Genomic DNA, 26,232 nt, shown 5'->3' with positions numbered 1-26,232 from the left:
GGAGAATGAGAAGATGAAACATGAACCGTTAAAGCCGTCAGTCGCTTATTTAGGGCCGGAAGCTTCGTTTACACATATTGCTGCGACAGACTTTTTTGGATCGGTTGGACTGGTGCCGTTCCCATCCATTCCTGATTGTATTGAAGCCGTAACTGAAGGGCATGTCGCATATGCAGTCGTACCCCTTGAGAACGCGCTGGAAGGCTCTGTACCTTTGACAATCGACTACCTGTTCCATGGGAGCGATCTATTCATTAATGCCGAGTTATCGACACCTATCCAACAACATCTTATGGTGCATCCTGAACAAGCAGGTGCAGTTGAATCTTTGGCATCGATTCACTCTCATCCTCATGCTCTTGCGCAATGTCATAAGTATTTGCAATACCACTTTAGACGGGTTCCGCTTATTCAGACGTCTTCTACTGCAGCTGCTGCGAAGTATGTCTCCGAGCATCCGGAACTAGCAATTGCGGCGATTGGCAACAAACTCGCTGCAGATACATATGGGCTTCATATCGCAGAGACTTCGATTCACGATTTTCACTTTAACCATACGCGGTTCGTAGTCCTTTCCCTTCGTAAGGAAACGTTAGCGTATGAAGGTGGCGGAAGTCCAAAAACGACGCTAATGGTGAAATTGCCAGAAGACGATCAGCCGGGAATGCTCCATCAGATTCTGTCTGTATTTTCATGGCGAAAGTTAAACTTGAGCAAAATCGAGTCTCGTCCACTTAAAACTGGTCTCGGTAATTATTTCTTCATAATTGATGTAGCTGAAACAGAAGATCACCCGATGATGAATGGGGCAATGGAGGAACTCAAAGCTCTCCATTGTGAAGTTTCTTCGTTTGGGTCTTATCGTACTTATAACCAACAAATGCCTGCCGGCAATTAAATCCGGCAGGTCTTTTTTTGGGATGAAGTGCTATTCACCCTCTGTGATTCATATAGTTGAATGAGAAGGAGCCTGACGTAGAAATGATGCACACGTCCGGGCATCCGTTCATAAGATGATTTGATGGAAGGGGGACTTTACAGAGTGAATGTCCATATCGTTGTAAAAGGTGACACGCTTTGGAAGATTGCGCGTCAATACGGAATTTCGTTTGAAGAACTGAAGAAGGTGAACGCCCATTTAGCCAATCCTGACTATATTGTTCCAGGTATGAAGATTTTTCTTCCGGAGGGAGGAAAACACCACGAAAAGCATGGAGGAAAAGAAAAGCAACCACATCATCAAGAAAAACCCATGAAACCGGAGTCCGTTGCACCACCAGTACCTCCCGTACAGAAGCCGATGCATACACCTCCGAAGCATGAGGTGAAACCGCAGCCGCCAACACATAAGCCAACACCGAAACCTGAAATGAAACCAACGCCTAAGCCGACTCCGCCACCAGCACCACCAAAGCCCGAGATGAAACCGGAGCCAATGCCAGTGCCAGTGCCAGTGCCAGTGCCAATGCCAATGCCAGTGCCAGTGCCAATGCCACCAACACCACCAGCACCGCAACCGCCAGTTTGTGAAACACCACCACCACCAGCACCACCTGCTATGCAACACCCGATGGTGCACCCGATGTACATCGGAATTCCATGCGGCTGGATGCCAATCTATGACGCCGATTGTCATCCAAATGCCTATCCAATGCATCATCACATGAATCACCAGATGCCACCACAAATGATGCCGCAATATCCTATGCCACAACAACCAATGCCGCCACAATGGCAAATGAAACCGGAATCATCAAGTTGTCCGGATGAATCAGCGATTATGCCAGGCCAAGGACCGGGTATGTCTCCATCGCATTGTGACAGTATGAACCCCTGGGAATCACCAGAACATCAGATGCCGAAAATGGAATCATCGAGTTTTGACTTAGCACCACCAGCCTACTGCCCGCCAGAGTCAGGATATGTACCGCAACAGATGCCGCAACAGATGCCACCTCAAGGTTACCAGCAGCAGTATCCAAATCAGCAAGCGGGTCCTATTCAAGGGATTCAAGCGAACCAACATCCGCATCTCATGCATCTTTGTACGTCGTGCGGAGGTAGTATGTCGCCAACGCCTTACTATGGAGCGCCAATGATGGGTGTGCATCCTTATTATGGAGGGTATCCACAGATGGCTTATCCACAGCAAGGAAATTATGAACAAAACCAACCGGGCTCGTATTGATCGATTGTGAATGGTGAAAAGAAATTCTCAAGCATCAAAGAGAATGTTTGGCGTTTGCAAGAAAATGAAGAGGATTATGCTGTAAAACGTTTTTCGGATATTCGCGACGCAGAGAAAATCAGAGCTCTCCATGACCAGCTACAAGCAATCCAGTATCCCTATTGTCTTCCTGTGACGAAAAAAGGGAATGCACATATTGTGATACAGCCTTGGTTAACGGATTCGGTACCTGTGAACTTTTCAAAAAAAGAAGAACGGACGGCTTCCCTAACTACACTCGTTGCCCTTCATGAGACAGAAGTGTTTGTAGATTGGGAGTCCCTTCCTTTTTTGAAACCTTATGCGTTGTTGGATAAATGGAGATGGCGACTCTATCGATTCAGAAGCCATCGTGATCAGATAGAAAAGTTTTTAGGTAGTGAGACTTGTGATGAGATTGAACAGTATGCTGAGCATGCACTCATGATATTACAAACCGCCTCAGTCCGTGCTATTCCAAACACGTTACTTCACGGAGATGTGGTACATCATAATCTGCTGAAAACACCAGATGGCAGTGTCTATTTAATTGACTTCGATTTAGCGTGCACGGGGCATCCGGATATTGAAATTGGATTATGGCTTCACCGGGTACTTCCGAAGGTCGATTACGATGCGATGTTGCTGTTTTCAGAACAACCTAGACTTCAAGAACTGGGAGAACAACCCATTGCCATGCTGCAATACCCCAATGAGTTGTTGCGTGAGTGGTCCTATTTGGCAACATTGCCCGAAGCACGTCAAAATCGTCTAGCCGATCATTTGCTCCCATTTACTGAACGAGCGTTGAACAGTTGGCCAGAACTATGTCGATTTTCAAACAACTTACTAGATTTCGAACCATAATAACTATAAAGAGACTGCTGAGAGCCGTAGTGACTGCGGCTAGCAGTTCTTTTTTTCGTGCGTAGACAGACGTACAAAGGGTACGCCTGTGGTATACTTTAAGATAAGACTCTAGGGGGTAAGTAGCATTGTATGATTACATAAAAGGATTCATCACACGGGTGACACCTGAATATATTACAATTGAAAATAGCGGAATTGGCTATCAAGTTTTGACACCAAATCCATACGCGTTTCACGCTTCTAGCGAGGAACAACAGATTTTTATCCACCACCACGTTCGTGAAGATGCACAATTACTCATGGGATTTTTATCGCTGGAACAGCGTGAACTATTTCGTAAACTAATTACGGTCTCAGGAATTGGTCCTAAAGGAGCGCTTGCAATTCTTTCCAGTGGTATTCCGTCACAAGTGATTAGTGCGATTGAACGCGAAGATGAGGCGTTTCTCGTACAATTCCCAGGTGTCGGCAAAAAGACGGCGCGTCAGATGATACTAGATCTGAAAGGGAAATTGGTCGACCTCTTTACGGAGTTGGACATGCCTGAAGACGGTCATTCATTATTTGCGCTCACTGAAAATGGTGCACTTGAAGAAGCGATGCTAGCATTAGAAGCTCTCGGTTATTCAGCACGTGAAATTGCAAAAGTGAAAAAAGCCTTGGAATCGGAAGAAATGTCTACAGAGGGTTATATGAAGCGTGCACTCCAATTGTTGTTGAAGCAACAATAAGTCTGTCGCAGTTAAAAAGGAGGGAGAACGATGGATTCACGTGTACTTTCAAGTGATCTTTCGGATTTCGATGAAGGATTTGAACAGTCGCTTCGCCCACAGCGATTATCGCAGTATATTGGACAAGATAAAGTCAAAGACAATTTGTCGATTTTCATAGAAGCAGCTCGTGGACGAAGTGAGAGCTTGGACCATGTGTTATTGTATGGACCTCCTGGGTTAGGGAAGACGACGCTTGCTGCCGTGATTGCAAATGAGATGGGCGTCAACCTTCGTATGACAAGTGGCCCCGCGATTGAGCGTCCAGGTGATTTAGCTGCAGTTGTTTCTTCGCTAGAGCCAGGAGACGTCTTATTCATCGATGAAATCCATCGCTTAAATCGGGCAATCGAGGAAGTGCTTTATCCAGCAATGGAAGACTTCTGTCTCGATATTGTCGTAGGGAAAGGACCTTCTGCAAAATCGATCCGTCTGGACTTGCCGCCGTTTACATTAATCGGGGCGACAACACGAGCAGGATCACTTTCAGCACCACTACGAGATCGTTTCGGTGTGCCCTTACGTTTGGAATACTATGATATTGAGCCATTACGTGAAATTGTTATTAGAAGTGCGGGCTTATTCGATGTGAAAATCGATGATCAGGCAGCAGTAGAGATTGCACGTAGGTCAAGAGGGACTCCTCGTATTTCCAATCGATTGCTGCGCAGAGTGCGAGACTATGCTCAAGTTCGCGGTAATGGTACAATTTCTCTCGACATAGCAATAGAAGCTCTTGAAATGCTACAAGTGGACTCACACGGACTGGATCATATCGATCATAAATTATTGACAGGTATGATTGAACGTTTCCGTGGAGGCCCTGTTGGCTTAGAAACGTTAGCTGCAAGTATAGGGGAAGAGTCCGTGACGCTAGAAGATGTCTATGAACCGTTTCTGTTACAGATCGGTTTCATCCAGCGGACACCTAGAGGACGGGTTGCAACACCGTTAGCCTACGAACACTTCGGCTTCCCATTACCGGAAGAGCGTTAACTTTACAAAATTAAGGAGATTAGACGGTATGGATGTAAATGATTTTGACTTTGACTTACCACAGAAACTGATTGCACAGACACCACTTGCAGATCGTACAGCGAGTCGGTTACTCGTGCTGGATAGTGAAACAGGAGAAGTGTCTCACAAACACTTCCGTAATATTGTTGATGAACTGGAAAGTGGCGATTTACTCGTCTTGAACGACACGAAAGTATTACCTGCTCGGTTAATAGGTGTAAAAGAAGAAACGGGTGCTTCGATTGAAGTGCTGTTATTAAAAGAAACGGGCGACAACGAGTGGGAGACGCTTGTTAAACCTGCTAAACGAGTCAAACCGGGAACAGTCATCACATTCGGGGATGGACGTCTAACGGCCGAATGTATTGGTGTTGCAGACCAAGGTGGACGTACATTTAAGTTTACGTATGAAGGAATCTTCTATGAATTGCTAGATGCGTTAGGCAAAATGCCATTACCTCCTTACATTACTGAAACGCTCGATGACCAATCACGCTATCAGACTGTATTTGCGAAAGAGCGTGGTTCTGCAGCAGCACCAACTGCTGGTCTTCATTTTACTGAGGAAATCCTCGATGCACTTCGCGCGAAAGGTGTCGGTGTAGAATTCATCACACTTCATGTTGGGTTAGGCACATTCCGTCCAGTTAGTGTAGACACGATTGAGGACCATGAAATGCACGCAGAATATTACCAAGTGACGGAGCAAACTGCTACTGCTATTAATGATACGAAAGTAAATGGCGGACGTGTGGTTGCTGTAGGTACGACGTCTACACGAACGCTTGAAACAATCGCGAGTGATAATGGCGGGAAGATGGTCGCGTGTTCCGGTTGGACATCGATTTTCATTTTCCCGGGATATGAGTTTAAAGCAGTAGATGGACTGATTACGAATTTCCATTTACCGAAGTCGACATTAGTCATGCTTGTCTCTGCATTATCAACACGTGATTATATTTTAAATGCGTATCACAAAGCGATTGAAGAGGAGTATCGTTTCTTCAGTTTCGGAGATGCGATGTTCATCAGACCGTCAAGAAAGAAGGAGAACTAATTATGCCAGCAGTAAGGTACGAACACATAAAAACATGTAAACAGACCGGGGCACGCCTTGGTATCGTCCATACACCACACGGCTCGTTTGAAACACCTGCATTCATGCCTGTCGGTACAATGGCGACGGTCAAAACGATGTCTCCTGAAGAGTTGAAAGAAATCGGTGCCGGCATTATTTTAAGTAACACGTATCATTTATGGCTCCGTCCAGGACATGAAATTATTCGTGAAGCTGGCGGCCTTCATAAATTCATGAACTGGGACCGACCGATTTTAACGGATTCAGGCGGATTCCAGGTGTTTTCGCTAAGTGATATGCGTAAAATCGAAGAAGAAGGTGTTCACTTTAGGCACCATTTGAACGGCAGTAAACTATTCTTGAGCCCTGAAAAAGCGATGGATATTCAAAACGCACTCGGATCAGACATTATGATGGCGTTTGATGAATGCCCGCCATTCCCTGCCACTTATGACTATATGAAAGCGAGCGTTGAACGGACTTCTCGTTGGGCAGAGCGCTGCCTAAATGCGCATCAGCGTCCAAATGACCAAGGGTTATTCGGGATCATCCAAGGTGGGGAATTCGAAGAACTGCGTAAACAAAGTGCGAAAGACTTAACTTCTCTAGATTTCCCTGGATACGCAATTGGCGGACTTTCAGTTGGGGAGCCGAAAGATATTATGAACCGTGTACTTGAGTTCACGACACCGTTGTTACCTGAAGATAAGCCACGATATTTAATGGGCGTAGGCTCACCAGACTCTCTCATTGATGGTGCAATCCGCGGTATCGATATGTTCGACTGTGTGTTGCCAACACGTATTGCGCGTAACGGTACCTTGATGACGAGTAACGGTCGTGTTGTCATTAAGAACGCAAAATACGAGCGGGACTTCGGTCCAATCGATGAAAATTGTGATTGCCATACGTGTAAAAACTATAGCCGAGCTTACATTCGTCATTTAATTAAATGTAATGAAACTTTTGGTTTACGTCTTGCGTCCTATCATAACTTGTACTTTTTACTCAACGTAATGGAACAAGTACGGGAAGCAATCCGTCAAGATCGTCTCGGTGATTTCCGTGAAGAGTTCTTCGAACAATATGGTTTCAACAAACCAAATGCAAAAAACTTTTAATTCTTGTATACTAGTCAAGGTAGGGGGGGATTTTAGATGAATGCAACTTTAGTGAATTTACTGCCGTTCGTAGCAATGATCGCAATTATGTGGTTCTTGCTAATTAGACCAGCACAAAAACGCCAAAAACAAACAAAACAGATGCAGACAAGTTTGAAGCGCGGAGATAGTGTTGTGACAATCGGTGGATTGCACGGAACGATCGATGCTGTCGATGAAACTTCTGTGTTTTTGAAAACTGCAGATGGCGCTGTACTACAATTTGACCGTCAAGCTGTAGGTCGAGTGACAGATAGCTCTATTGCTATTTAATAATGCAAAACTAGAAAGACCTGCCAAGTAACTTGGTAGGTCTTTTTTTGTACGTATTTTCGTTTAATGACTTGCGTTACTGGGCAGACTAGTTTCGATAAGGAGGGTACTGCTATGGATGATTTGTTAATAATCGGCTTCCGAACGCTATTCTTATATGCATTAATTGTGCTCATTCTACGGCTAATGGGAAAACGGGAAGTTGGCGAGTTAAGTGTTATTGACGTTGTCGTATTTGTCATTATTGCAGAAGTTGCAGCATTTGCTCTTGATTCCCCGGATAGGAAGTTGATCAACTCTGTTCTTCCTATGCTTGTGCTACTTGTCATTCAATATGTCTCATCATTAGTTTCATTGAAAAACAAGAAGTTCCGAGACATTGTAGATGGCGATACAACAGTCATTATTCAAGACGGAAAAATACTAGAAGAAGAGATGCGGAAACAACGCTATAATTTAGACGACTTATTCCAACAGTTACGAGAACAGAAAGTCGGATCCGTATTTGAAGTCGCCTATGCGTACCTGGAGCCTTCAGGTAATTTAGCTGTCTTTAAATATGGTGAGACCGCACCAGTTCTTCCTTTGATTTCAGATGGGGATATCGATGGTCGCCATTTGAAAATCCATAACAAAACAGAAGAATGGTTACGGGAAGAACTGCGTAAAAAAGGAATTGAAGAACCTGAGCAAGTGTTCTATTGTTCATGGGAAAAAGGAGAACTCAAAGTACAACTGAAGCAAGCTTATTTATAACGGGCAAATAACTTCTTGAAATGGCGGATATCATTGCGCTGCAATTGGCCTGTTAAAAATAGCACAACTGTCAGGAACAGAACCGTAATTCCACACTCAACCCACAATCCATAATTACCGATTGGGAAGAATATCGGTCGCATGATTGCTGTCATGATGAACGAAGCATACGGTAGTGCAAACATTGTGAATCCAGTATCGGTCTTTTTGTTCTTTCGTAACGTTGCAATATGTAGAAACGAAGTGATCAATACACCGAATCCAATTGCTAGAATTGCACCAGTTTCCTGTAGTCCTGGTTGAGAAGCGAGGACGAACATGACGACTAATTTAGCAATCCCGCCATAGACGGAGTTCATCATTGCAGCTTTCGCCTCGTTGGTTGCCTGTAAAATCGAGAACAAAGGTCCTTGAATATAGTAAAAGAAGAAAATTGGAGCGAGCAGTGTCATATAGGATGCCCCATCTGAAATGTGGAATAGGGCCTCTGCCATTTCCTTACCGTGTATAAAGAAAACAGCTGCTGCGGCAGTACCTGTTAATGCGGATAGCCGTAGCGATAAGTGAATGCGTTCCTGGAGTTTGCTAATATTGCCCGCAGCCGATGCCCCACTCACCGCTGGAATGAGCACAACCGAGAGCGCAAAGGAAATAAAAGATGGAAATAGCAACAGAGGGATAAGAACTCCTGAAATAACACCATACAACGACGTAGCAGCAACAGCTGTCACGCCCGATACTGCGAGTGCACGTAAAAAGATGATAGGCTCTAAAAACCAAGTGAACGTTCCGAACAATCGACTTCCTGAAGAAGGTAACGCAATGGACATCAATGGTTTAAGAGGGTACGGACCATCCTTGGCGCTGGACTCTGGGGTGTTTTTTTTATGCTTTTTATACTTGAACCATAAATAGAGGACGGATGCGGCTTCAGCTAAAAGTGTAACTCCCATTGCAATAGCAGCATTCAGTGGAGCATTGCCTTCTACGAGAAATGCTGGCAGAAGCCAAGTAATTAGAAGAATACGGACGAATTGTTCAAGTATTTGAGACCAGGCTGTTTCTTCCATACGTGCAATTCCTTGAAAATATCCACGGACGATCCCGCCGATAGCTGCAATCGGAACAATCGCAACTCCAACATATAACGTAACAGCAGACGCGGAATTGCCAAGTAATGTTTCCGATAAAAACGGAATGAAAAGAATCGATACCGGTAAGAAAATGAGTGATGTACATATGGTGACGAGCCAAGAAGTGCGCATCACTTGTGATAGACGTGCCGTTTCACCCTTCGCTTTAAGTTCTGCAATGACTTTTGCAATTGCAATTGGTATCCCTAGTTGAACGAGTGATAAGAAGAAAATGAACGCAGGATAAGCGGTCATATAAATCCCTACGGCTTCTTCTCCAGCTACACGCATGAATTGAATTCGATAGACGAATCCGAGTAATTTTGTCATAAAAACAGCAATCATTAACACAACAGTTCCGCGAATAAATGAAGACAATGAAAACAACTCCTTCTCAAGTCCAGACAATTCATATACACTACTTGTATGCGGAAACATGTACATTTACAACTCTCTATTCAAGAAGGGATGAACGTGAGTGGATATCAAATACGAACAATTGTTTGACCATGTCCGCCCTGCAATTGAAAGTAAGATGAATGAGTTCCATTTTTACGGGTATTCAACAGTGACAGAAGCTGACATTTGGAAATATTGCGTGCAAAAAAAGTGGCGAAAGCGTAAAATTAACGAAATGAGGGCGTACGAGGTTATTAATGGGGTTATGGAGCTAACGCCTGCAGAGTACATGACCTATACACAGATTGAAGAGCAACGGAGTTCTGACTGGTTTTCGGATTTAAATAGTGAAGAGTTACAGATTTTACTCTCGTCTAAAAAGAATTCAGAAAATTAGGTGGTGACGGGATTAGCATTTGACACTACGCGCGCACTGTCTCATAATTGTTGTGTTGATGTTTCTTACGTACATAACAAAGTACTACCGCTTCACATATAAGAGGGGGAAAATGGATCATGAAGAAAAGAGGACGGCTGATCGCCTTTTTACTGTTGCTTGTAATTTTCGCAGCAACAATTGGCAGTACAGCGAACCCGATTTTAAAAAATGTTAAATTAGGCCTGGACTTACAAGGTGGATTTGAAGTCTTGTACGAAGTTCAGCAATTGAAAACCGGCGAGAATAAGCAAAAGATCACGGAAGATGTTGTCGCAGATACAGCAAAAGCACTTGGAAATCGTATCAACGTTCTCGGAGTTAGTGAACCGAGTATCCAAATTGAATCGAACAATCGGATTCGTGTTCAACTTGCTGGCGTAGATGACCAAAAGAAAGCCCGTGAGTTACTTTCGACTCAAGCAAACTTAACGTTCCGCGATGCGGATGATAAATTGCTACTTGACGGAGATGACTTGAAAGCAGGGAAAGCGAAAGCCAACTTTGGTGAAGGCGGCAATCCTGTCGTCACACTTGAAATGAAAGACCCTTCTAAGTTTGCTCAAGTGACAACAGAAGTTGCTGCAAAAGCACCTGAGAACGTCATGGTTATCTGGCTTGACTTTGAAGAAGGTAAAGACTCGTATAAAGAAGAAATGAAGAAACCGAAACCACGTTTCATTTCTGCACCTTCTGTACGACAAACCATCAACTCGTCTAGTGTTGAAATCTCTGGTAGTTTCACAGTTGAGGAGACAAAAGACCTTGCGGGTATTTTAAACGCAGGTGCACTTCCTGTTCATCTTGAAGAGATGTATTCGACTTCTGTCGGGGCTCAGTTCGGTGAACAAGCGTTAGATAAGACGATTACTGCAGGAATTCTCGGTGTTTCGTTAATCTTCGTCTTCATGCTGTTTTACTACCGTGTACCAGGGGTTGTGGCAGTTATTACTCTCTCTGTCTACATCTTCTTAATAATGGTAGTCTTCACACTCATTAATGGTGTTCTTACACTACCGGGTATTGCCGCATTGCTCCTTGGTGTCGGTATGGCCGTCGATGCGAACATCTTAACCTATGAGCGTATTAAGGAAGAACTGCGAGTGGGTAGTTCCATTAAGACTGCATTCTCTCGTGGTGCCAAAGAATCGTTCACAGCAATTCTCGATGCGAACGTAACTACACTCCTTGCAGCAGTCGTATTGTTCATTTTCGGGACAAGCTCTGTTAAAGGTTTCGCAACAATGCTCATCATCAGTATCGCAGTCAGCTTTATAACAGCGGTATGGGGCGCTCGTTTACTTCTAGGATTACTTGTTCACAGTGGCTACTTTGATGGGAAAACTAGCTGGTTCGGAGTTCCTTTAAAACGCGTTCACCCAGCATCCGAAAATGTAGATACGCTCGAATTGACAACAAGATTCGATCGCTTTGACTTTGTTCATAGCCGCAAGCGATTCTATACACTTTCAATCGTATTACTGGTTGTAGGAGCGATTGTTCTAGGGATCTTTAAATTGAACTTAGGAATCGACTTCTCGAGTGGTACTCGTGCTGAAATTCTTTCAGACAGTGCATTAACGAAAGAAGAAGTGAGCACATACTTGGATGAAATCGGTCATTCAACGGATGACATCGTCATTTCAGGTGAGAAAAAGAATATCGGTGTAGCACGATTTAAAGAAGAGTTCAGCCAACAAGAAGTGAATGACATTAAAACTCAAGTTACTGACAAATATGGTGCTGAACCGAATATTTCTACTGTCTCCGCAACAGTCGGTAAAGAGTTAGCGAAAAATGCGATCTATGCATTGATACTTGCAGCGATTGGAATCATCATTTACGTAGCATTCCGTTTTGAATGGCGTATGGGTGTTTCCGCGATAATAGGTCTGCTACATGATGCATTCTTCATGATTGCAATCTTTAGTATTTTGCGTTTGGAAGTCGATATTACCTTTATCGCAGCAGTATTGACGATTGTCGGGTATTCCATAAACGACACAATCGTTACGTTTGACCGAATCCGTGAAAACCTTCATAAGATCGGTCACTTGGATAACGAAGATGAATTGGCAAGCATTATTAACAAGTCACTTCGCCAAACTCTCGGACGTTCTGTAAATACCGTATTGACTGTACTTATTGTTGTCGTTGCACTTATTGCATTAGGCGCAGAAGCAATTCGACCATTCTCCATCGCGTTACTGATTGGTCTTATCGCAGGTACGTATTCGTCGATCTACATTTCCGCTCAAATCTGGTTCGACTTGAAAAAGCGTGAAATTAAGAAACACGGTAAGCTGAAAACTGTAAAAGAAAAGAAACAATGGGGATCAGACGAGCCCGTTGTCTAATACGTTTCAATAATTCCACTAACAGGTATACTTAGGTATACCTGTTTTTTTAGTTGTCATACAGTATTTTAGTCAGAGGAGGAATGCCCATGAAATCCCAGTGGATGCTGTTATTCGGACTTTTATTTGCAATTATTATCGCGATATTTGCTGTCTTTAATGTCGCAAAAGTTCCAGTCGACTATGTGTTCGGAGAGGCCCATTGGCCACTTGTTCTAGTCATTCTTGGATCTGCATTATTAGGAGCACTTGCAAGTGGGCTATTCACCATATTCCGCTCAGTTAAAACAACTCGAGAAGTGAAACACTTGCAAAGAGTTATTACGGAAAAAGAAAGCACGATTGCGAACCAACAAAATGAAATTGCCATGCTACAAAAATCACCCGAGCTTGCGCACGAAGTGATGGATGATAGCTTCGATGCAAAAAAGTGATAGCTGAAACGTCTTTGTGAATCATGCAGAGACGTTTTTTTTATCAGTCCGAATCCTTTCGGAAAACACCTGGAGCCGGTATACTTAGCGTAGAGGAAGTGATTGCATTGATTAAATCGAGTAAAAATTGGAAAATACATAGACCGGACGAGGATGTAGTCCAACGACTGATTACTGAGCTGCATTTGCCGTCTCTTCACGCAAAAATTTTAGCGTCTCGAGGATTTATGGATCCTGCTACCGTTAAAGCGTTTTTAGCGACAGATGCAACCGTTTTACATGATCCTTTCTTATTGCATGATATGGGCATAGCAGTCGCAAGAATTCAAGCGGCTGTAGAAGGCGGTGAGCACATCGTTGTATACGGTGATTATGACGCTGACGGAGTTACGAGTGTCTCTGTACTCACGACCGCACTGGAAAGAATCGGAGCGGATGTCTCGTTTGTCATACCGAATCGTTTTGAACATGGCTACGGGCCAAACAGTGAGCTTTTCCAGGAAATCGCTGACATGGGCGCATCTCTGATCATTACCGTCGACAACGGCGTTTCTGGCATCGAGCAAACTGCCTTTGCGAAATCGATTGGTCTAGATATCATAATTACCGATCACCACGAAATCGGAGAGTCTTTACCATTAGCAGACGCTGTCATTCATCCAAGACATCCTGAAGGAAACTACCCGTATGGGGAACTTGCAGGAGTCGGTGTTGCATTCAAGTTGGCGACTGCGTTACTCGGCGAAGCGCCACTCGATTTGTTAGAGTTTGCAGCAATCGGGACTGTAGCGGATCTTGTTCCTTTGTTGGATGAAAACCGTTACTTCGTTAAAGAGGGAGTTCGACGATTGCGCATGTCTAGTCGTCCTGGTATTCAGGCACTCGCTAAAATTGGGGGAACCGAACAACGTCAATTCACAGAAGAGACGCTCGGCTTCATGGTTGGCCCTCGACTCAATGCACCCGGACGTCTAGGGGATGCAGACCCCGCAGTTGAGCTATTAAAAGCAGAAGACAGCGCAGTTGCAATGGGAATCGCCAATGAGTTAGACCGACTCAACAAAGAACGTCAAGCACTCGTCAATGGCATCACAGAAGAGGCGCTAACAATGATTGAAGACGTCAACGGATCCAACATCCCGCATGTATTTGTGCTTGCGAAAGAAGGATGGAATCCTGGAGTCATCGGAATCGTTGCTTCTCGATTGACGGAGAAGTTCCATAGGCCGTCAATAGTACTAGCGATAGATCCTGTAGCTGAAACTGCAAAAGGCTCTGCACGCAGTATTGAAGGGTTCGACTTATATAAGGAACTTTCAAAAAATAAAGAACTTCTCCCGCATTTCGGTGGACATGCTATGGCGGCAGGAATGACGCTTGCGCTTTCGGATGTCGATACTTTACGAGATCGGTTAAACGAACAAGCGAAAGACGTATTAACAGAACAACAGTTAGTTGCTACAGTTCATATCGATGTGCCTTTGACGATAGATGAAATAGAAGTAGATGTACTAGAATCATTGGAACAACTACGTCCATTTGGAATGGCATTTCCAAAACCAATCTATATGATCGAAAACATTACTGTCGGATCCATCCGTAAAATCGGTGCGGCTAAAAACCATTTAAAACTGGAGTTAGAAGACGGTGCGAGTAAACTTGATGCAATTAGTTTCGGTTCAGGTGAATTAGCTGACGAAATGACACACGGAATGTCATTAATGGTGACAGGTGATTTACAAGTGAATGAGTGGAATAACTTCAAAAAACCACAGATCTTACTACAAGATATTCGTTCTGACGAGCGCCAAGTATTCGACTTGCGTGGTATCCGTGATCCTCTTCGATGGGTTCATACGATTCCTAAAGAGCATGTCCGCTATATTGCGTTTCAAGAACAAACCAAAAAGCATTTCACACCGATCCTTCCTGGCATCGAGATTATGATGTATGAGGATCGACAGCCCGATGCTTCAATTGAACATATCGTGTTACTCGATATTCCTGAGCGACAGGAACAGTTGGAGTTATTGATAGGCGTGTACAATCCAGGTAGAATTTATGCTCATTTCTATGCGCCTGAATCACGCTATTTCGACGGCATACCTGATCGACAAACGTTCGGTTGGTACTTCAGTTTCTTGAAAAAACGGGAAACATTCGACTTGAACACTCAAGGTGAACAACTTGCGAAGCACAAAGGTTGGAAATTAGACACGATTTATTTCATGTCGAAAGTGTTTTTTGATTTAGGATTTGTTACTATAGAGAATGGTGTTATTCAAAGTGTGCCCACAGCGGGTAAACGCGATCTTGCAGAAGCACCTGCTTACCAAGAACGGAAAAGACAGATTGAAATGGAAGAACGGATGCTGTATGCACCTTACCATGAGCTTAAACAATGGTTTCAGAAGGTACATGCAGAGATAGCCGTCGAGGAGGAAACCGTATGGACTTGAAACAATTCGTCACAGTAGTTCCAGATTATCCGAAAAAAGGGATTAGCTTCAAAGACATTACTACAATCATGGATAACGGTGAAGCCTACAAATATGCGACAGACCAAATTGTAGAATATGCAAAAGAAATGGGAGCAGAACTAATTGTAGGGCCTGAAGCACGTGGGTTCATCATTGGATGTCCTGTTGCTTATGCACTTGAAATCGGATTTGCACCGGTACGTAAGCCTGGTAAATTGCCACGAGAAACAATCGCTGTTGACTACGATCTTGAGTATGGCGTGGATCAGTTAACAATCCATAAAGATGCCATCAAACCTGGACAACGTGTTCTTGTTGTCGATGACCTTCTAGCTACTGGCGGAACAGTTGGCGCGACGGTTGAACTTGTTGAAAAACTTGGCGGAGTTGTTGCAGGATGTGCGTTCTTAATCGAACTTACATACTTGGATGGCCGCAGTAAATTAAACAATCACAACATACGTTCACTTATGACTTACTAAAGTTCGCTCCTTCACATTTATGTGGAGGAGTTTTTTCATACAGTCAATCTATAAAATGCTCGCTATTCGGACATGCTTTAGACACAGTAAGACAACTCCTTAAATTCATTTCTTTACAAATCTTCTATTTTCGCCATACAATAGAGGTATGTTTATTTTTTCGGAAATAGCTTGAAAGAGGTGAGAGAATGGCTAAAACTCAAGATTTAACGGCAGAAGATATATTTGAACTTGTAGGTTCCTATATGAATAAGGAACACGTCGCATTTGTCGGAAAAGCGTATGAATCTGCGAAACGTGCACATGAAGGTCAGTTCAGAAGTTCTGGAGAGCCTTACATTCTCCATCCGGTACAAGTTGCCGGGATTCTTGCAGAACTTCAAATGGATCCATCTACAGTAGCTGCTGGATTTTTGCACGACGTCGTGGAAGATACTGAAATCGGCAGAGCTGATATCGTACGGGACTTCGGAGAAGAAGTCGCGATGCTTGTCGATGGGGTAACAAAACTTGATAAATTGAAATTTAAGACTAACGAAGAAAAACAAGCGGAAAATCACCGTAAAATGTTTATTGCGATGGCTCAAGATATTCGGGTCATACTTATTAAACTTGCGGATCGCTTACACAATATGCGAACACTGAAATACGTTAAAGAAGAAAAACAACGTCGGATTTCATCTGAAACATTAGAGATTTTTGCGCCACTTGCTCATCGACTCGGGATATCTGCGATCAAATGGGAGCTTGAAGACATTGCCCTTCGCTATTTAAATCCTCAGCAATATTACCGCATCGTCAACCTCATGAAGCAAAAGCGAGTGGAACGTGAAAATTATTTAAAGAATGTTATGGAACAAATCCATACCGAAATCGGCACGATGGACATACATGCAGAATTATCGGGACGCCCGAAGCATTTGTATTCGATTTATCGTAAAATGGTCATTCAGAAAAAAGAGTTCAACGAAATTTACGACTTACTTGCAGTCCGTATCGTCGTCGGTAGCATTAAAGATTGTTACGCTGTACTAGGAATCATCCATACGCTATGGAAGCCGATGCCTGGCCGTTTCAAAGACTATATTGCGATGCCGAAGCAGAACTTGTATCAGTCGTTGCATACAACTGTTGTGGGACCCGCAGGAGACCCACTCGAAGTGCAGATCCGTACTGAAGAAATGCATAAAATTGCTGAATTCGGAGTTGCTGCGCATTGGGCGTATAAAGAGGGGATCACTGCAGATCACCCAGATACAATCGATTCTAAATTGACGTGGTTCCGTGAAATCTTGGAAATGCAAAATGAGTCTTCGAATGCAGAAGAATTTATGGAATCTCTAAAATTCGACTTGTTCTCTGACATGGTTTATGTGTTCACACCTGACGGAGATGTAGTTGAACTACCTAAAGGATCGGTACCCATCGACTTTGCATATCGGGTTCACTCTGAAGTCGGGAATCGAACAATAGGTGCTAAAGTAAATGGTAAAATGGTGCCTCTAGAAACAGAATTGTTCACTGGGGACATTGTGGAAGTACTTACCTCGAAACAATCATTCGGCCCTAGCCGAGACTGGTTGAAAATCGCTAACACGTCTCAAGCGCGCAACAAAATCCGTCAATATTTCAAAAAGCAATTGCGCGAAGAGAACATTTATCGTGGTAAAGAGCTGCTTGAAAAAGAAGTGAAAAGTCAAGAATTCGTTGTACGCGAAGTGGTTACACCGGATAGTTTAAAGCGCGTCATTGATAAATATAGTTTTACCTCTGAAGAAGATATGTATGCGGCTATTGGATCAGGCGGAATTACGGCTCAGCAAGTCGTCAACCGCATGACGGACAAAATCCGTAAAGAACGCGAACAGAAAGATACGATTGACAAGATTGTTTCCGATATTAAAACACAACCGACACAACCCATGACAGAGTCTGGAGTCATTGTGAAAGGTCTTGAAAACTTACTGATCCGTCTTTCTAAATGTTGTAATCCAGTTCCTGGAGATGAAATTGTCGGGTTCATCACAAAAGGACGAGGGGTTTCTGTGCACCGAGTAGACTGTCCGAATATCCATGCAGGTGGAGAACGAGAAGATCGATTAATCGATGTGAGCTGGGCGGTTTCGAGTAATGAAAGTGTTAAGAAAGAATTCCAAGTGGACATTGAAATCACTGGTTATGATCGGGCAGGCTTGCTGAACGAAGTGATGATGGCGGTTGTAGATACGAAAACAGCAATTGTAGCAGTTTCCGGAAAAGCAGACCGTGTGAAAATTGCTCATATTAGCATGTCCATCAAAATTACAGATTTGCAGCATCTTCAACGCATTGTTGACAAAATCAAGCAAATTCGAGACATTTACTCTGTTCAACGGATTATCAATTAATAAAGAGGTGTTTCTTGCATGAAAGTAGTGCTTCAACGCTCTAAAAAAGCATCTGTGACAGTCAACGGGGAAATAACTGGAGCCATAGATCATGGTTACGTTCTCCTTGTTGGACTAACACATTCTGATACTAAAGAAGACGTTTTGTATGTCGCCAATAAGATTGCAGGACTTCGCTTGTTTGAAGATGGGGATGGAAAGATGAACCGCTCGATTGAAGAAACAGGCGGGGCAATTCTTTCAATTTCGCAATTTACGCTCTATGGGGATACACGTAAAGGCAGACGCCCAAGTTTCATTGAAGCAGCAAGACCTGAAATTGCTGAGCCGCTCTACGATTATTTTAACGAAATGCTCCGAGCACACGGACTAACTGTAGCTACAGGCGTCTTCGGTGCAATGATGGATGTTGCGCTCGTAAATGACGGTCCGGTTACTATAATTATTGAATCCAAATAAAAAACGTCCGTTACTCACCGAATCTGGCGAGTAACGGACGTTTTTTATTGTGCATCGAAATAATGAAGGAGACCTTTGTAGATTCCTTGAGACGCTTGCTCCCTGAAATACGAGCTTTTCAAGACACGTTCTTCAGATGAATTCGAAAGAAATCCTAATTCGATGAGAACGGCTGGTAACCGATTTTCGCGCAACACTAGAAAGTTTGCGGCTTGCGTTCCACGATTGTTCAAATCGAGAGAGCCGGATAACCCATCGTTTACAGCTTGTGCAAATGAGAGCTGATTGGATTGCGTATAATACGTAGTAAACCCTTCAATTGTGCGGTCGGGATTCGCGTCATAGTGAAGACTTACAAATGCGTCGGCTCCTTCTTGTTGAGCGATTGCAGGTCTTTTCTTCAAAGATATATAAGTATCCGAGTTTCGTGTCATCACGACTGTTGCACCAGCATCTTTCAATTTACCTGCTAATAACTCAGCAGTTTGCAACGTCAAATCCTTCTCGTCAGTTCCACGTGTTCCAGTAGTTCCACGATCATTACCTCCATGACCTGGATCGATAGCGATCGTAAGTCCTTTTAAGGTGCCAGGAACTCGCTTCTGTTTTTTAGGGACAGCTGTGGAAGAAGACGTTGAAGCTGTTGTAGTGTTGACGACCCACTCTGCGACATAAGCAGTCTCGCCAGTCGCAAGTTGTATCTTATACCATTCTTTCTGTTTATCTAGCACCTGGAAGACTTCTCCCGCATCTGCTCTATGTACAACTTCTGAAGACGTGGAAGGAGAATTCCGGATATTCGTACCATTGGTTACGATGGATACCGTTTTTGAAGACGCTGTTGAACTAGAGCTATCAGTCGTCGACAGTTCGCCATGGAAAGAATAGACCCATCCGGATTTTTTTCCTTCCAGTGAAATACGGATCCAGTTGCCATCGATTTTCTCAATCGTAAAAGAATCATTTTTTCTAACGGTTGCAATCTTTTTAGAAGATTGACTCGCTCTTTTACGGACGTTAAGTCGATTCACAGTTACAGTGAACGTATTGGCATCAACTCGTTTAGAAGTTGTGGATGATTGCGCATTAGTTTTTTGTTCGGACTCCACTTCAGTTATGTATGTAGTATGAACCCAACCTTGCAACCCATCCACTTCGATAGAGGCCCATTCTCCTTGGTATTCAACAAGTCCTGCAAATTCTCCAGATCGTAACTTTCCGATAACTGCCGAAGTGATTGAAGGAGAGGAACGGATATTTAGTGCATTCACACGAGATACTATTGTTTTACCTTGCTTTGATTCGGTCCCCGCGGACTTTGTCAGCCATGCAGCGATCCATCCTTTTTGACCGTCAACGGATACTTGGAGCCACTCATCGGAGCGATCCAATACCCGTACAGTTTGCTTATCTTTTAGTTGTCCGGTAATTGAATACGTCAAGCCAGGGCCGGAACGTAAATTCAACGTTGGAGAGTCCACAACGACTGATTGCTCCGAGGAATTTGCAATTACAGTCGATGAATCCGTCAATAGAACGGACACTAAAAGGATTGCGGCTGCGAGTTTTGCAAATTTCGCCATTTTTTTCACACTCCTTTCATATTATTGTAAAAGACTTTGACGGAAAAGACTAGGGAAAATGAAAAAGGTTGACACATTTCCTTCAGATGGTACTATTATTGTTAACTGCATCAAGAAGTAGTGTCGATGACTTGGAAAGTACTCAAGGCTCAAGCTGAAACAGAGAAGGGCGGACGTGGCTGAAATCCCCCTACAGAAAACCTTGACGAACAACACCAAAGAGACTCTTTTTTGAAAGGTCCTTAGCGGCTTATTAGGAAGAGACGGAACCGGCCGTTATCCGGATACGAGTGGACGTCTTAGACGTCAATTTGGGTGGAACCGCGGAAGCTATTATTTAGCTCTCGTCCCTTGCATACGCAAGGGATGGGGGCTTTTTTGTATTTTGCGTTTTCACTGAATCAGATGAGAGGGGTTTACTTATGAAATTTAAAGTACCTAGAGGAACGCAAGACATCTTGCCAGCAGAATCTTGGAAGTGGCAAAAAGTAGAAAAAATGATTCGCGAAGCATGCGAAGTCTATCGCTATTCGGAAATTCGCACACCTATGTTTGAACAAACAGAACTGTTCCAGCGAGCAGTGGGAGATGCAACGGATATCGTATCTAAAGAGATGTACACGTTCAAAGACCGTGGTGATCGCTCCATGACATTACGTCCTGAAGGAACAGCTCCTGTCGTTCGATCTTTCGTTGAACACAAAATGTTCGGTTGGGTCGACCAACCCGTCAAATTGTATTACATTGAACCGATGTTCCGTTATGAGCGCCAACAAGCTGGCCGTTATCGCCAATTTGTTCAATTCGGTACAGAAGCAATTGGTAGTGCAGATCCAGCAATCGATGCTGAAGTGATTTCTCTCGCTTTAGAAGTTTATAAACGCGCAGGGTTAAAAGACATTAAGCTCGTATTGAATTCCCTAGGAGACAAAGAGTCACGCATCGCACACAGAGATGCTCTAGTTGCTCACTTCGCACCACATATCGAAGAGTTCTGTACAGATTGTCAAAATCGTTTAGAAAAAAATCCATTGCGTATTCTAGATTGTAAAGTGGACCACGAAAACCCACTCATGAAAACAGCACCGTCGTTAACGGATTATTTGAATGATGAATCCAGAGTTTATTTTGAAGCATTGAAAACGTTATTGACGAAAGCGGGCATTACTTTTGAACTTGACCCGAACCTTGTACGTGGACTGGACTACTATAACCACACAGCATTCGAAATTATGAGTACTACTGAAGGTTTCGGTGCAATCACGACACTTTGTGGCGGCGGACGTTACAATGGGCTATCTGAAGAGATAGGTGGTCCTTCAGCTCCAGGAATTGGTTTTGGAATGAGTATCGAACGGTTACTGTTAGCTTTAGAAGCCGAGCAAGTACCACTGACAAATGACGATGAGTTGGATGTCTATGTGGTGACTTTAGGTGAAGAAGCGAAGCAAGAAGGGTTCCAAGTCCTTCAGAAATTGCGATCAGCTGGTATTCGTGCTGATATGGATTACCTCGACCGAAAAATGAAAGCACAGATGAAATCTGCAGACCGTTTGCAAGCTAAATGGGTAACAGTTATCGGTGAAGAAGAAGTCGAGCAACAGATTGTCCAGCTGAAAAATATGGCTGAAGGGACACAACAATCTGTGTCAATCACAGAACTAATTAAACTTATTAAAGGCTAATTGAAGAGAGGCAGTGTTGAATAATGCAGCGAACACACTATTGTGGAGTATTGAATGAACAGCAGATCGGTCAAGAAGTTACATTAAAAGGTTGGGTACAAAAACGTCGTGACCTTGGCGGCTTAATTTTCGTGGATATGCGCGACCGTACAGGAATCGTTCAAGCTGTCTTCAACCCAGCAATTTCCGAAGAAGCCCTTTCGACTGCTGAGAAACTTAGAAGCGAATTCGTCATCTCAATAACAGGTACTGTCGTAGAACGTGAAGAACGCACGAAAAACAAAAACTTGAAGACGGGTGGAATTGAAGTCCAAGTTACGGACCTCACTATTATTAATGAAGCTAAAAACCCACCTTTCCTCATTGAAGATAATACGGACGTCAGTGAGGAATTACGTTTGAAATATCGTTATCTTGACCTTCGTCGTCCACAACTTGCCCGCACGTTCAAAATGCGTTCAGATATAACGAAAACAGTTCGAAACTTTCTAGATAATGAAGGCTTCTTGGAAGTTGAAACACCAATCCTGACGAAATCGACTCCTGAAGGAGCACGTGACTATCTCGTTCCAAGTCGGGTACACGATGGCGAGTTTTACGCACTTCCACAATCTCCACAACTATTCAAGCAAATGCTCATGGTTTCTGGATTTGACCGTTACTTCCAAATTGCACGTTGTTTCCGTGATGAGGATTTACGCGCAGACCGTCAACCTGAATTCACACAAATTGATATGGAAATGAGTTTTATGTCAATTGAAGAGATCATCGAGCTAAACGAGCGTCTTATGCAAAAAGTTATGAAAGACGTAAAAGAAACGGTAATTGAGGGGCCATTCAAACGAATTACGTATACGGACGCTATGGCACGTTACGGTTCGGACAAACCCGACACGCGTTTTGCAATGGAATTAGTCGACGTTTCTGACATTGTGAAAGATACAGCATTCAAAGTATTCACAGGCGCTCTAGAAGCAGGCGGCCTAGTGAAGTTGGTCAACGTTAAAGGTGGCGCAACAGACTATTCACGTAAAGACATTGATGGATTTGGTGAATTTGCAGCTGTCTACGGTGCAAAAGGATTAGCATGGCTGAAATGTGAAGAAGAAGGCTTGAAAGGTCCTATTTCGAAGTTCTTCGAAGGGGAAACAGCAGAAGCTCTAATCGCTAAAGCAGATGCTGAGCCTGGAGACTTATTGTTATTTGCTGCAGACAAGAAATCGGTAGTTGCAGACACTCTAGGTGCGCTCCGCATGAAGTTTGGACGGGAGCGTGGTTTGATTGACGAATCACTTTATAACTTCCTATGGGTAACTGACTGGCCACTATTCGAATATGACGAAGTAGACGGCCGATATTACGCAGCACACCATCCGTTCACGATGCCTGCTGACGTCGAAGAACTTGTATCTAGCCCAGAAACAGTTAAAGCTCTAGCGTATGACTTAGTGTTAAACGGCTATGAATTAGGTGGAGGATCTCTTCGTATTTTTGAACGTGATGTTCAAGAGAAGATGTTTGCAGCACTTGGGTTCACTGAAGAGCAAGCACGTGAGCAATTCGGATTCCTTCTAGACGCATTCGAATACGGAACACCTCCTCATGGCGGCATTGCTTTCGGACTAGATCGTCTTGTCATGTTGCTATCCGGTTCAACGAACTTGCGAGACACAATTGCATTCCCGAAAACTGCAAGTGCTACAGACTTATTGACAGCAGCTCCTGACGCTGTAGATCCAAAACAGCTAACTGAATTGCATATCCAGTTAGTGGATAAAAAATAAGACGTAACTCACTTTTCAGAATAAACTAAAGAATTTCGCTTTAAATGATTGAAACAAAAGAAGTCGTGTGATATGATACATCTAATAACAAATCCTGAGGTGTTCGTTATTTGCCAGACAGTTTTGACCGAACACTTTAATCGTCGGGAGTCTAGATTCTACTTGTGATGACATGCCTGTCATGGGACCTCAGAAACGAGCAGATCGGACACCCACCTGCACCGTGCGGGTTCAAAACGATATTACAAAGACGGCACATTTGGGATTTGTTCTAAAGTGAACGTACTCCTCTCGGCAATATTGCTGAGGGGTTTTTATTTTTGTGATTTAATACAGAAAGGTCGTTGAGTTATGTTAAACCAATTTTCTAGAAATGAATTATCCATAGGTAAAGAAGGCGTTAAGCGAATGAGCGACACTACTGTTGCCATTCTTGGAGTTGGAGGAGTCGGATCATTTGCAGCTGAAGCCTGTGCACGCAGCGGCGTAGGCAAGATTATTCTTGTCGATAAAGATGACGTCGATATTACTAACATTAATCGACAGCTCGTCGCCTATTTGTCGACAGTCGGTCGCTCTAAAGTTGAAGTAATGGTCGAGCGCATACAAGATATCAATGAAAATTGTGAAATCGTTCCTCTTCATATGTTTTATACAGATGAAACCGCAGAACGCTTTTTCCACCAACAGCCCGATTATGTCATTGATGCATCCGACACAATTAGCTATAAACTACATCTGATTGAACAGTGTGTAAAGAGAGATATCAAAATCATTTCATGTATGGGAGCCGCGAACAAAATCGATCCAACTCGATTCCAAATTTCGGACATTTCAAAAACGCATACGGACCCAATTGCCAAGGTTATTCGGACACGCCTACGTAAACTCGGCATCTACAAAGGAGTGCCTGTTGTATTCTCCGATGAAAGCCCAATCATCGTGCGCCCTGATGTTGCAGAAACAGTAGGGAAGCCGGACGCAGCAATTCGTAAAGCCAAAATGCCACCCGCATCGAATTCCTACTGTCCATCCGTCGCTGGTCTGGTTTGCGCAAGTTGGGTCTTGAATGACATCACAGCAGACATACCTTTGGAACGCGTGAACGACGCTAAGAAATAATAGCGATCGTTAGGAAGGCGCTCATAACTAGCGAAAAGTGATCATAAGCCTACTGCAACACATCAAGCCAATCGTACTTACTCGAAAGTACTCAGAAAAACAAGCGAAGCGCCACCAATAAATCGTTACATAACGAAAATGGAAAATCGTTATGTAACCTTAGCAACATGCTGAAGGACGAAAAGATTTAATTGGGGAAGTGCACTACGTTCAAAAGCTAGTAGTCTCCATCCAAAATGATCATATAATGCAAAAAGCATGCACATCCAGGGGTTGTTCATCAACCCCTGTGGTGTGCATGCTTTTTCTTATAGATTTTTCATATACGCTTTCTTCCAGGCGAGCACTTTCTCGAAGGCCTCGTCCACCGTGTCTGCATCAATCGTGACTTTCAAGTCATCGTCCACTTTTCCAGTGGAGTGCTGATAGCGCGGATCGTAATAATGTTCAAGTAACAAGAGAGTCGCTGTCTCAAAGTCACCTGTATCCAACGCAATTTCAATCTCTTTTGCAATTGGTACGTGAATCCGGCGTCTGATCTGTTCAAATGCCGCTATAAACTCTTCCGGGCGCTCTTTAGGTTGGTAATCTTCCAACGTGATGCGCACGCGTTCTTCAATCGGCAACTTGATGATGAGCTGGCGGCTATGTTCTTTTTTATCGAACAAGAATCCAGGCATTGTCACTTTACCGATACGCTTGCTTTCGCCTTCAATAAACACTACTTTTTCTTCATTTGTGCGTTTCAAGTCGTGTAATAATAGCGACTCGAAGTTTTTCTGATTGTTCGCTTCCAGTCCAATTTGACCGAAAATTGATCCGCGATGACCTGCTAGGTGTTCTAAATCTACAATGGGCTCGCTTGCTTCTGCTAACTTATGAAGAATCACGGTTTTTCCTGATCCTGTATAGCCATTCAATACAATTAGCTCAGGTGTGTATTCGAAATCCTTTAGTTGCTCGACAACCCACTGGCGATACGTACGGATGCCACCAGTAAGACGGTGGGCATGGATGCCCATGAGGTCAAGCACCGTAGCGGCCGTCTTACTTCGCATGCCTCCACGCCAACAGAACACAGTCATCGACGTGTCGATCGCTTGAAATTCAGCAATAAATGCAGGTAACTTTTCAGAGAAAATTGCGAGTCCTCTTTTTTTTGCTTCCGCTTGACCGACTTGTTTATAAATCGTTCCAACTTCTGCACGTTCTTCATCGTTGAACAAAGGAATATTCAATGCTCCTGGAATACTGGCTTCTGCAAATTCTTTGGGAGATCGAACATCGATCATCGTATGGGGCTCTTTTGCATGGAGCGCCATTAAATCCCGTAGTGTAATATCTCGAAACATACATGCACC

General features: G+C 43.6%; 22 protein-coding genes, 1 other RNA gene and 1 other annotated feature. Of the genes, 20 read left to right on the top strand and 3 right to left on the bottom strand.

Annotated features, from left to right (window positions below):
* Positions 1–13: 13 nt before the first annotated feature.
* The 9 genes from pheA to ACRPI0_RS07695 all read left to right on the top strand — a co-directional run bounded on the left by pheA (position 14) and on the right by ACRPI0_RS07695 (position 8,130).
* A complete protein-coding gene (gene pheA, locus ACRPI0_RS07735; protein ID WP_432355761.1) occupies positions 14–898 on the top strand; it encodes a prephenate dehydratase in 885 nt (294 codons plus the stop codon).
* A 144-nt stretch (positions 899–1,042) separates the two neighbouring features.
* The gene (gene safA, locus ACRPI0_RS07730) at positions 1,043–2,188 is read left to right on the top strand and encodes a SafA/ExsA family spore coat assembly protein (protein WP_432355760.1); all 1,146 of its coding nucleotides are present in this window, start codon (positions 1,043–1,045) and stop codon (positions 2,186–2,188) included.
* A gap of 54 nt (positions 2,189–2,242) precedes the next feature.
* The gene (locus ACRPI0_RS07725; protein ID WP_432355759.1) at positions 2,243–3,073 is read left to right on the top strand and encodes a phosphotransferase; all 831 of its coding nucleotides are present in this window, start codon (positions 2,243–2,245) and stop codon (positions 3,071–3,073) included.
* 128 nt (positions 3,074–3,201) lie between these two features.
* Positions 3,202–3,807, top strand: a complete 606-nt coding sequence (gene ruvA / locus ACRPI0_RS07720; protein ID WP_432355758.1) for a Holliday junction branch migration protein RuvA — start codon at positions 3,202–3,204, stop codon at positions 3,805–3,807.
* 30 nt (positions 3,808–3,837) lie between these two features.
* Complete coding sequence (ruvB, locus tag ACRPI0_RS07715; RefSeq protein WP_432355757.1) at positions 3,838–4,842, top strand: Holliday junction branch migration DNA helicase RuvB; 1,005 nt, start codon at positions 3,838–3,840, stop codon at positions 4,840–4,842.
* 28 nt (positions 4,843–4,870) lie between these two features.
* The gene (gene queA / locus ACRPI0_RS07710; RefSeq protein ID WP_432355756.1) at positions 4,871–5,920 is read left to right on the top strand and encodes a tRNA preQ1(34) S-adenosylmethionine ribosyltransferase-isomerase QueA; all 1,050 of its coding nucleotides are present in this window, start codon (positions 4,871–4,873) and stop codon (positions 5,918–5,920) included.
* 2 nt (positions 5,921–5,922) lie between these two features.
* Positions 5,923–7,062: a tRNA guanosine(34) transglycosylase Tgt gene (gene tgt / locus ACRPI0_RS07705; RefSeq protein WP_432355755.1), complete on the top strand. Its 1,140-nt coding sequence runs from the start codon at positions 5,923–5,925 to the stop codon at positions 7,060–7,062.
* A 36-nt stretch (positions 7,063–7,098) separates the two neighbouring features.
* Positions 7,099–7,374, top strand: coding sequence for a preprotein translocase subunit YajC (yajC, locus tag ACRPI0_RS07700; RefSeq protein ID WP_432355754.1), 276 nt, complete (start codon positions 7,099–7,101; stop codon positions 7,372–7,374).
* Positions 7,375–7,488: 114 nt separating this feature from the next.
* A complete protein-coding gene (locus ACRPI0_RS07695; protein ID WP_432355753.1) occupies positions 7,489–8,130 on the top strand; it encodes a DUF421 domain-containing protein in 642 nt (213 codons plus the stop codon).
* Here ACRPI0_RS07695 and ACRPI0_RS07690 read toward each other — a convergent pair.
* A complete protein-coding gene (locus ACRPI0_RS07690; protein WP_432355751.1) occupies positions 8,121–9,641 on the bottom strand; it encodes a putative polysaccharide biosynthesis protein in 1,521 nt (506 codons plus the stop codon). The genes ACRPI0_RS07695 and ACRPI0_RS07690 overlap by 10 nt on opposite strands.
* A 100-nt stretch (positions 9,642–9,741) precedes the next feature.
* Here ACRPI0_RS07690 and ACRPI0_RS07685 point away from each other — a divergent pair, with 100 nt between their 5' ends.
* The 7 genes from ACRPI0_RS07685 to dtd all read left to right on the top strand — a co-directional run bounded on the left by ACRPI0_RS07685 (position 9,742) and on the right by dtd (position 18,697).
* On the top strand, positions 9,742–10,059 hold the full coding sequence (locus ACRPI0_RS07685; RefSeq protein ID WP_432355750.1) for a post-transcriptional regulator: 318 nt from the start codon (positions 9,742–9,744) through the stop codon (positions 10,057–10,059).
* Between the two features lie 119 nt (positions 10,060–10,178).
* A complete protein-coding gene (gene secDF, locus ACRPI0_RS07680; RefSeq protein ID WP_432355749.1) occupies positions 10,179–12,455 on the top strand; it encodes a protein translocase subunit SecDF in 2,277 nt (758 codons plus the stop codon).
* 89 nt (positions 12,456–12,544) lie between these two features.
* The gene (locus ACRPI0_RS07675; protein WP_432355748.1) at positions 12,545–12,889 is read left to right on the top strand and encodes a LapA family protein; all 345 of its coding nucleotides are present in this window, start codon (positions 12,545–12,547) and stop codon (positions 12,887–12,889) included.
* A gap of 23 nt (positions 12,890–12,912) precedes the next feature.
* Positions 12,913–15,348 carry a single-stranded-DNA-specific exonuclease RecJ gene (recJ, locus tag ACRPI0_RS07670; protein ID WP_432355747.1) on the top strand — a complete coding sequence of 812 codons (2,436 nt, stop codon included), beginning with the start codon at positions 12,913–12,915 and terminating at the stop codon, positions 15,346–15,348.
* Positions 15,339–15,851, top strand: a complete 513-nt coding sequence (locus ACRPI0_RS07665; protein ID WP_432355746.1) for an adenine phosphoribosyltransferase — start codon at positions 15,339–15,341, stop codon at positions 15,849–15,851. The genes recJ and ACRPI0_RS07665 overlap by 10 nt, the downstream gene beginning before the upstream one ends.
* 188 nt (positions 15,852–16,039) lie before the next feature.
* Positions 16,040–18,238 (top strand): RelA/SpoT family protein, encoded by a 2,199-nt coding sequence (locus ACRPI0_RS07660; RefSeq protein ID WP_432355745.1) that lies wholly within the window; start codon positions 16,040–16,042, stop codon positions 18,236–18,238.
* An 18-nt stretch (positions 18,239–18,256) separates the two neighbouring features.
* Complete coding sequence (gene dtd, locus ACRPI0_RS07655) at positions 18,257–18,697, top strand: D-aminoacyl-tRNA deacylase (protein WP_432355744.1); 441 nt, start codon at positions 18,257–18,259, stop codon at positions 18,695–18,697.
* 44 nt (positions 18,698–18,741) lie between these two features.
* On the opposite strand, the gene ACRPI0_RS07650 is transcribed toward dtd, so the two are convergent.
* Positions 18,742–20,280 carry an N-acetylmuramoyl-L-alanine amidase gene (locus ACRPI0_RS07650; protein WP_432355743.1) on the bottom strand — a complete coding sequence of 513 codons (1,539 nt, stop codon included), beginning with the start codon at positions 20,278–20,280 and terminating at the stop codon, positions 18,742–18,744.
* Positions 20,281–20,397: 117 nt separating this feature from the next.
* Positions 20,398–20,635 (top strand) — a binding site (T-box leader).
* A gap of 67 nt (positions 20,636–20,702) precedes the next feature.
* Here ACRPI0_RS07650 and hisS point away from each other — a divergent pair.
* The 4 genes from hisS (at position 20,703) to ACRPI0_RS07630 (ending at position 24,871) form a co-directional block, all read left to right on the top strand.
* Positions 20,703–21,965 carry a histidine--tRNA ligase gene (gene hisS, locus ACRPI0_RS07645; protein ID WP_432355742.1) on the top strand — a complete coding sequence of 421 codons (1,263 nt, stop codon included), beginning with the start codon at positions 20,703–20,705 and terminating at the stop codon, positions 21,963–21,965.
* Positions 21,966–21,988: 23 nt separating this feature from the next.
* Positions 21,989–23,749 carry an aspartate--tRNA ligase gene (gene aspS, locus ACRPI0_RS07640; RefSeq protein ID WP_432355741.1) on the top strand — a complete coding sequence of 587 codons (1,761 nt, stop codon included), beginning with the start codon at positions 21,989–21,991 and terminating at the stop codon, positions 23,747–23,749.
* 88 nt (positions 23,750–23,837) lie between these two features.
* A non-coding RNA gene (gene ssrS / locus ACRPI0_RS07635) (6S RNA) lies at positions 23,838–24,019 on the top strand.
* 81 nt (positions 24,020–24,100) lie between these two features.
* On the top strand, positions 24,101–24,871 hold the full coding sequence (locus ACRPI0_RS07630) for a tRNA threonylcarbamoyladenosine dehydratase (RefSeq protein ID WP_432355740.1): 771 nt from the start codon (positions 24,101–24,103) through the stop codon (positions 24,869–24,871).
* A 308-nt stretch (positions 24,872–25,179) separates the two neighbouring features.
* Here ACRPI0_RS07630 and mnmH read toward each other — a convergent pair whose 3' ends face one another.
* The gene (gene mnmH / locus ACRPI0_RS07625; RefSeq protein ID WP_432355739.1) at positions 25,180–26,223 is read right to left on the bottom strand and encodes a tRNA 2-selenouridine(34) synthase MnmH; all 1,044 of its coding nucleotides are present in this window, start codon (positions 26,221–26,223) and stop codon (positions 25,180–25,182) included.
* Positions 26,224–26,232: the final 9 nt, after the last annotated feature.

Source organism: Sporosarcina sp. A2 (genome assembly GCF_050858885.1).
In the GTDB taxonomy this organism is placed as follows: Bacteria; Bacillota; Bacilli; order Bacillales_A; family Planococcaceae; genus Sporosarcina.
Note: the sequence above shows the minus strand (reverse complement) of the source record. Positions and strands in the feature narration are given on the sequence as shown.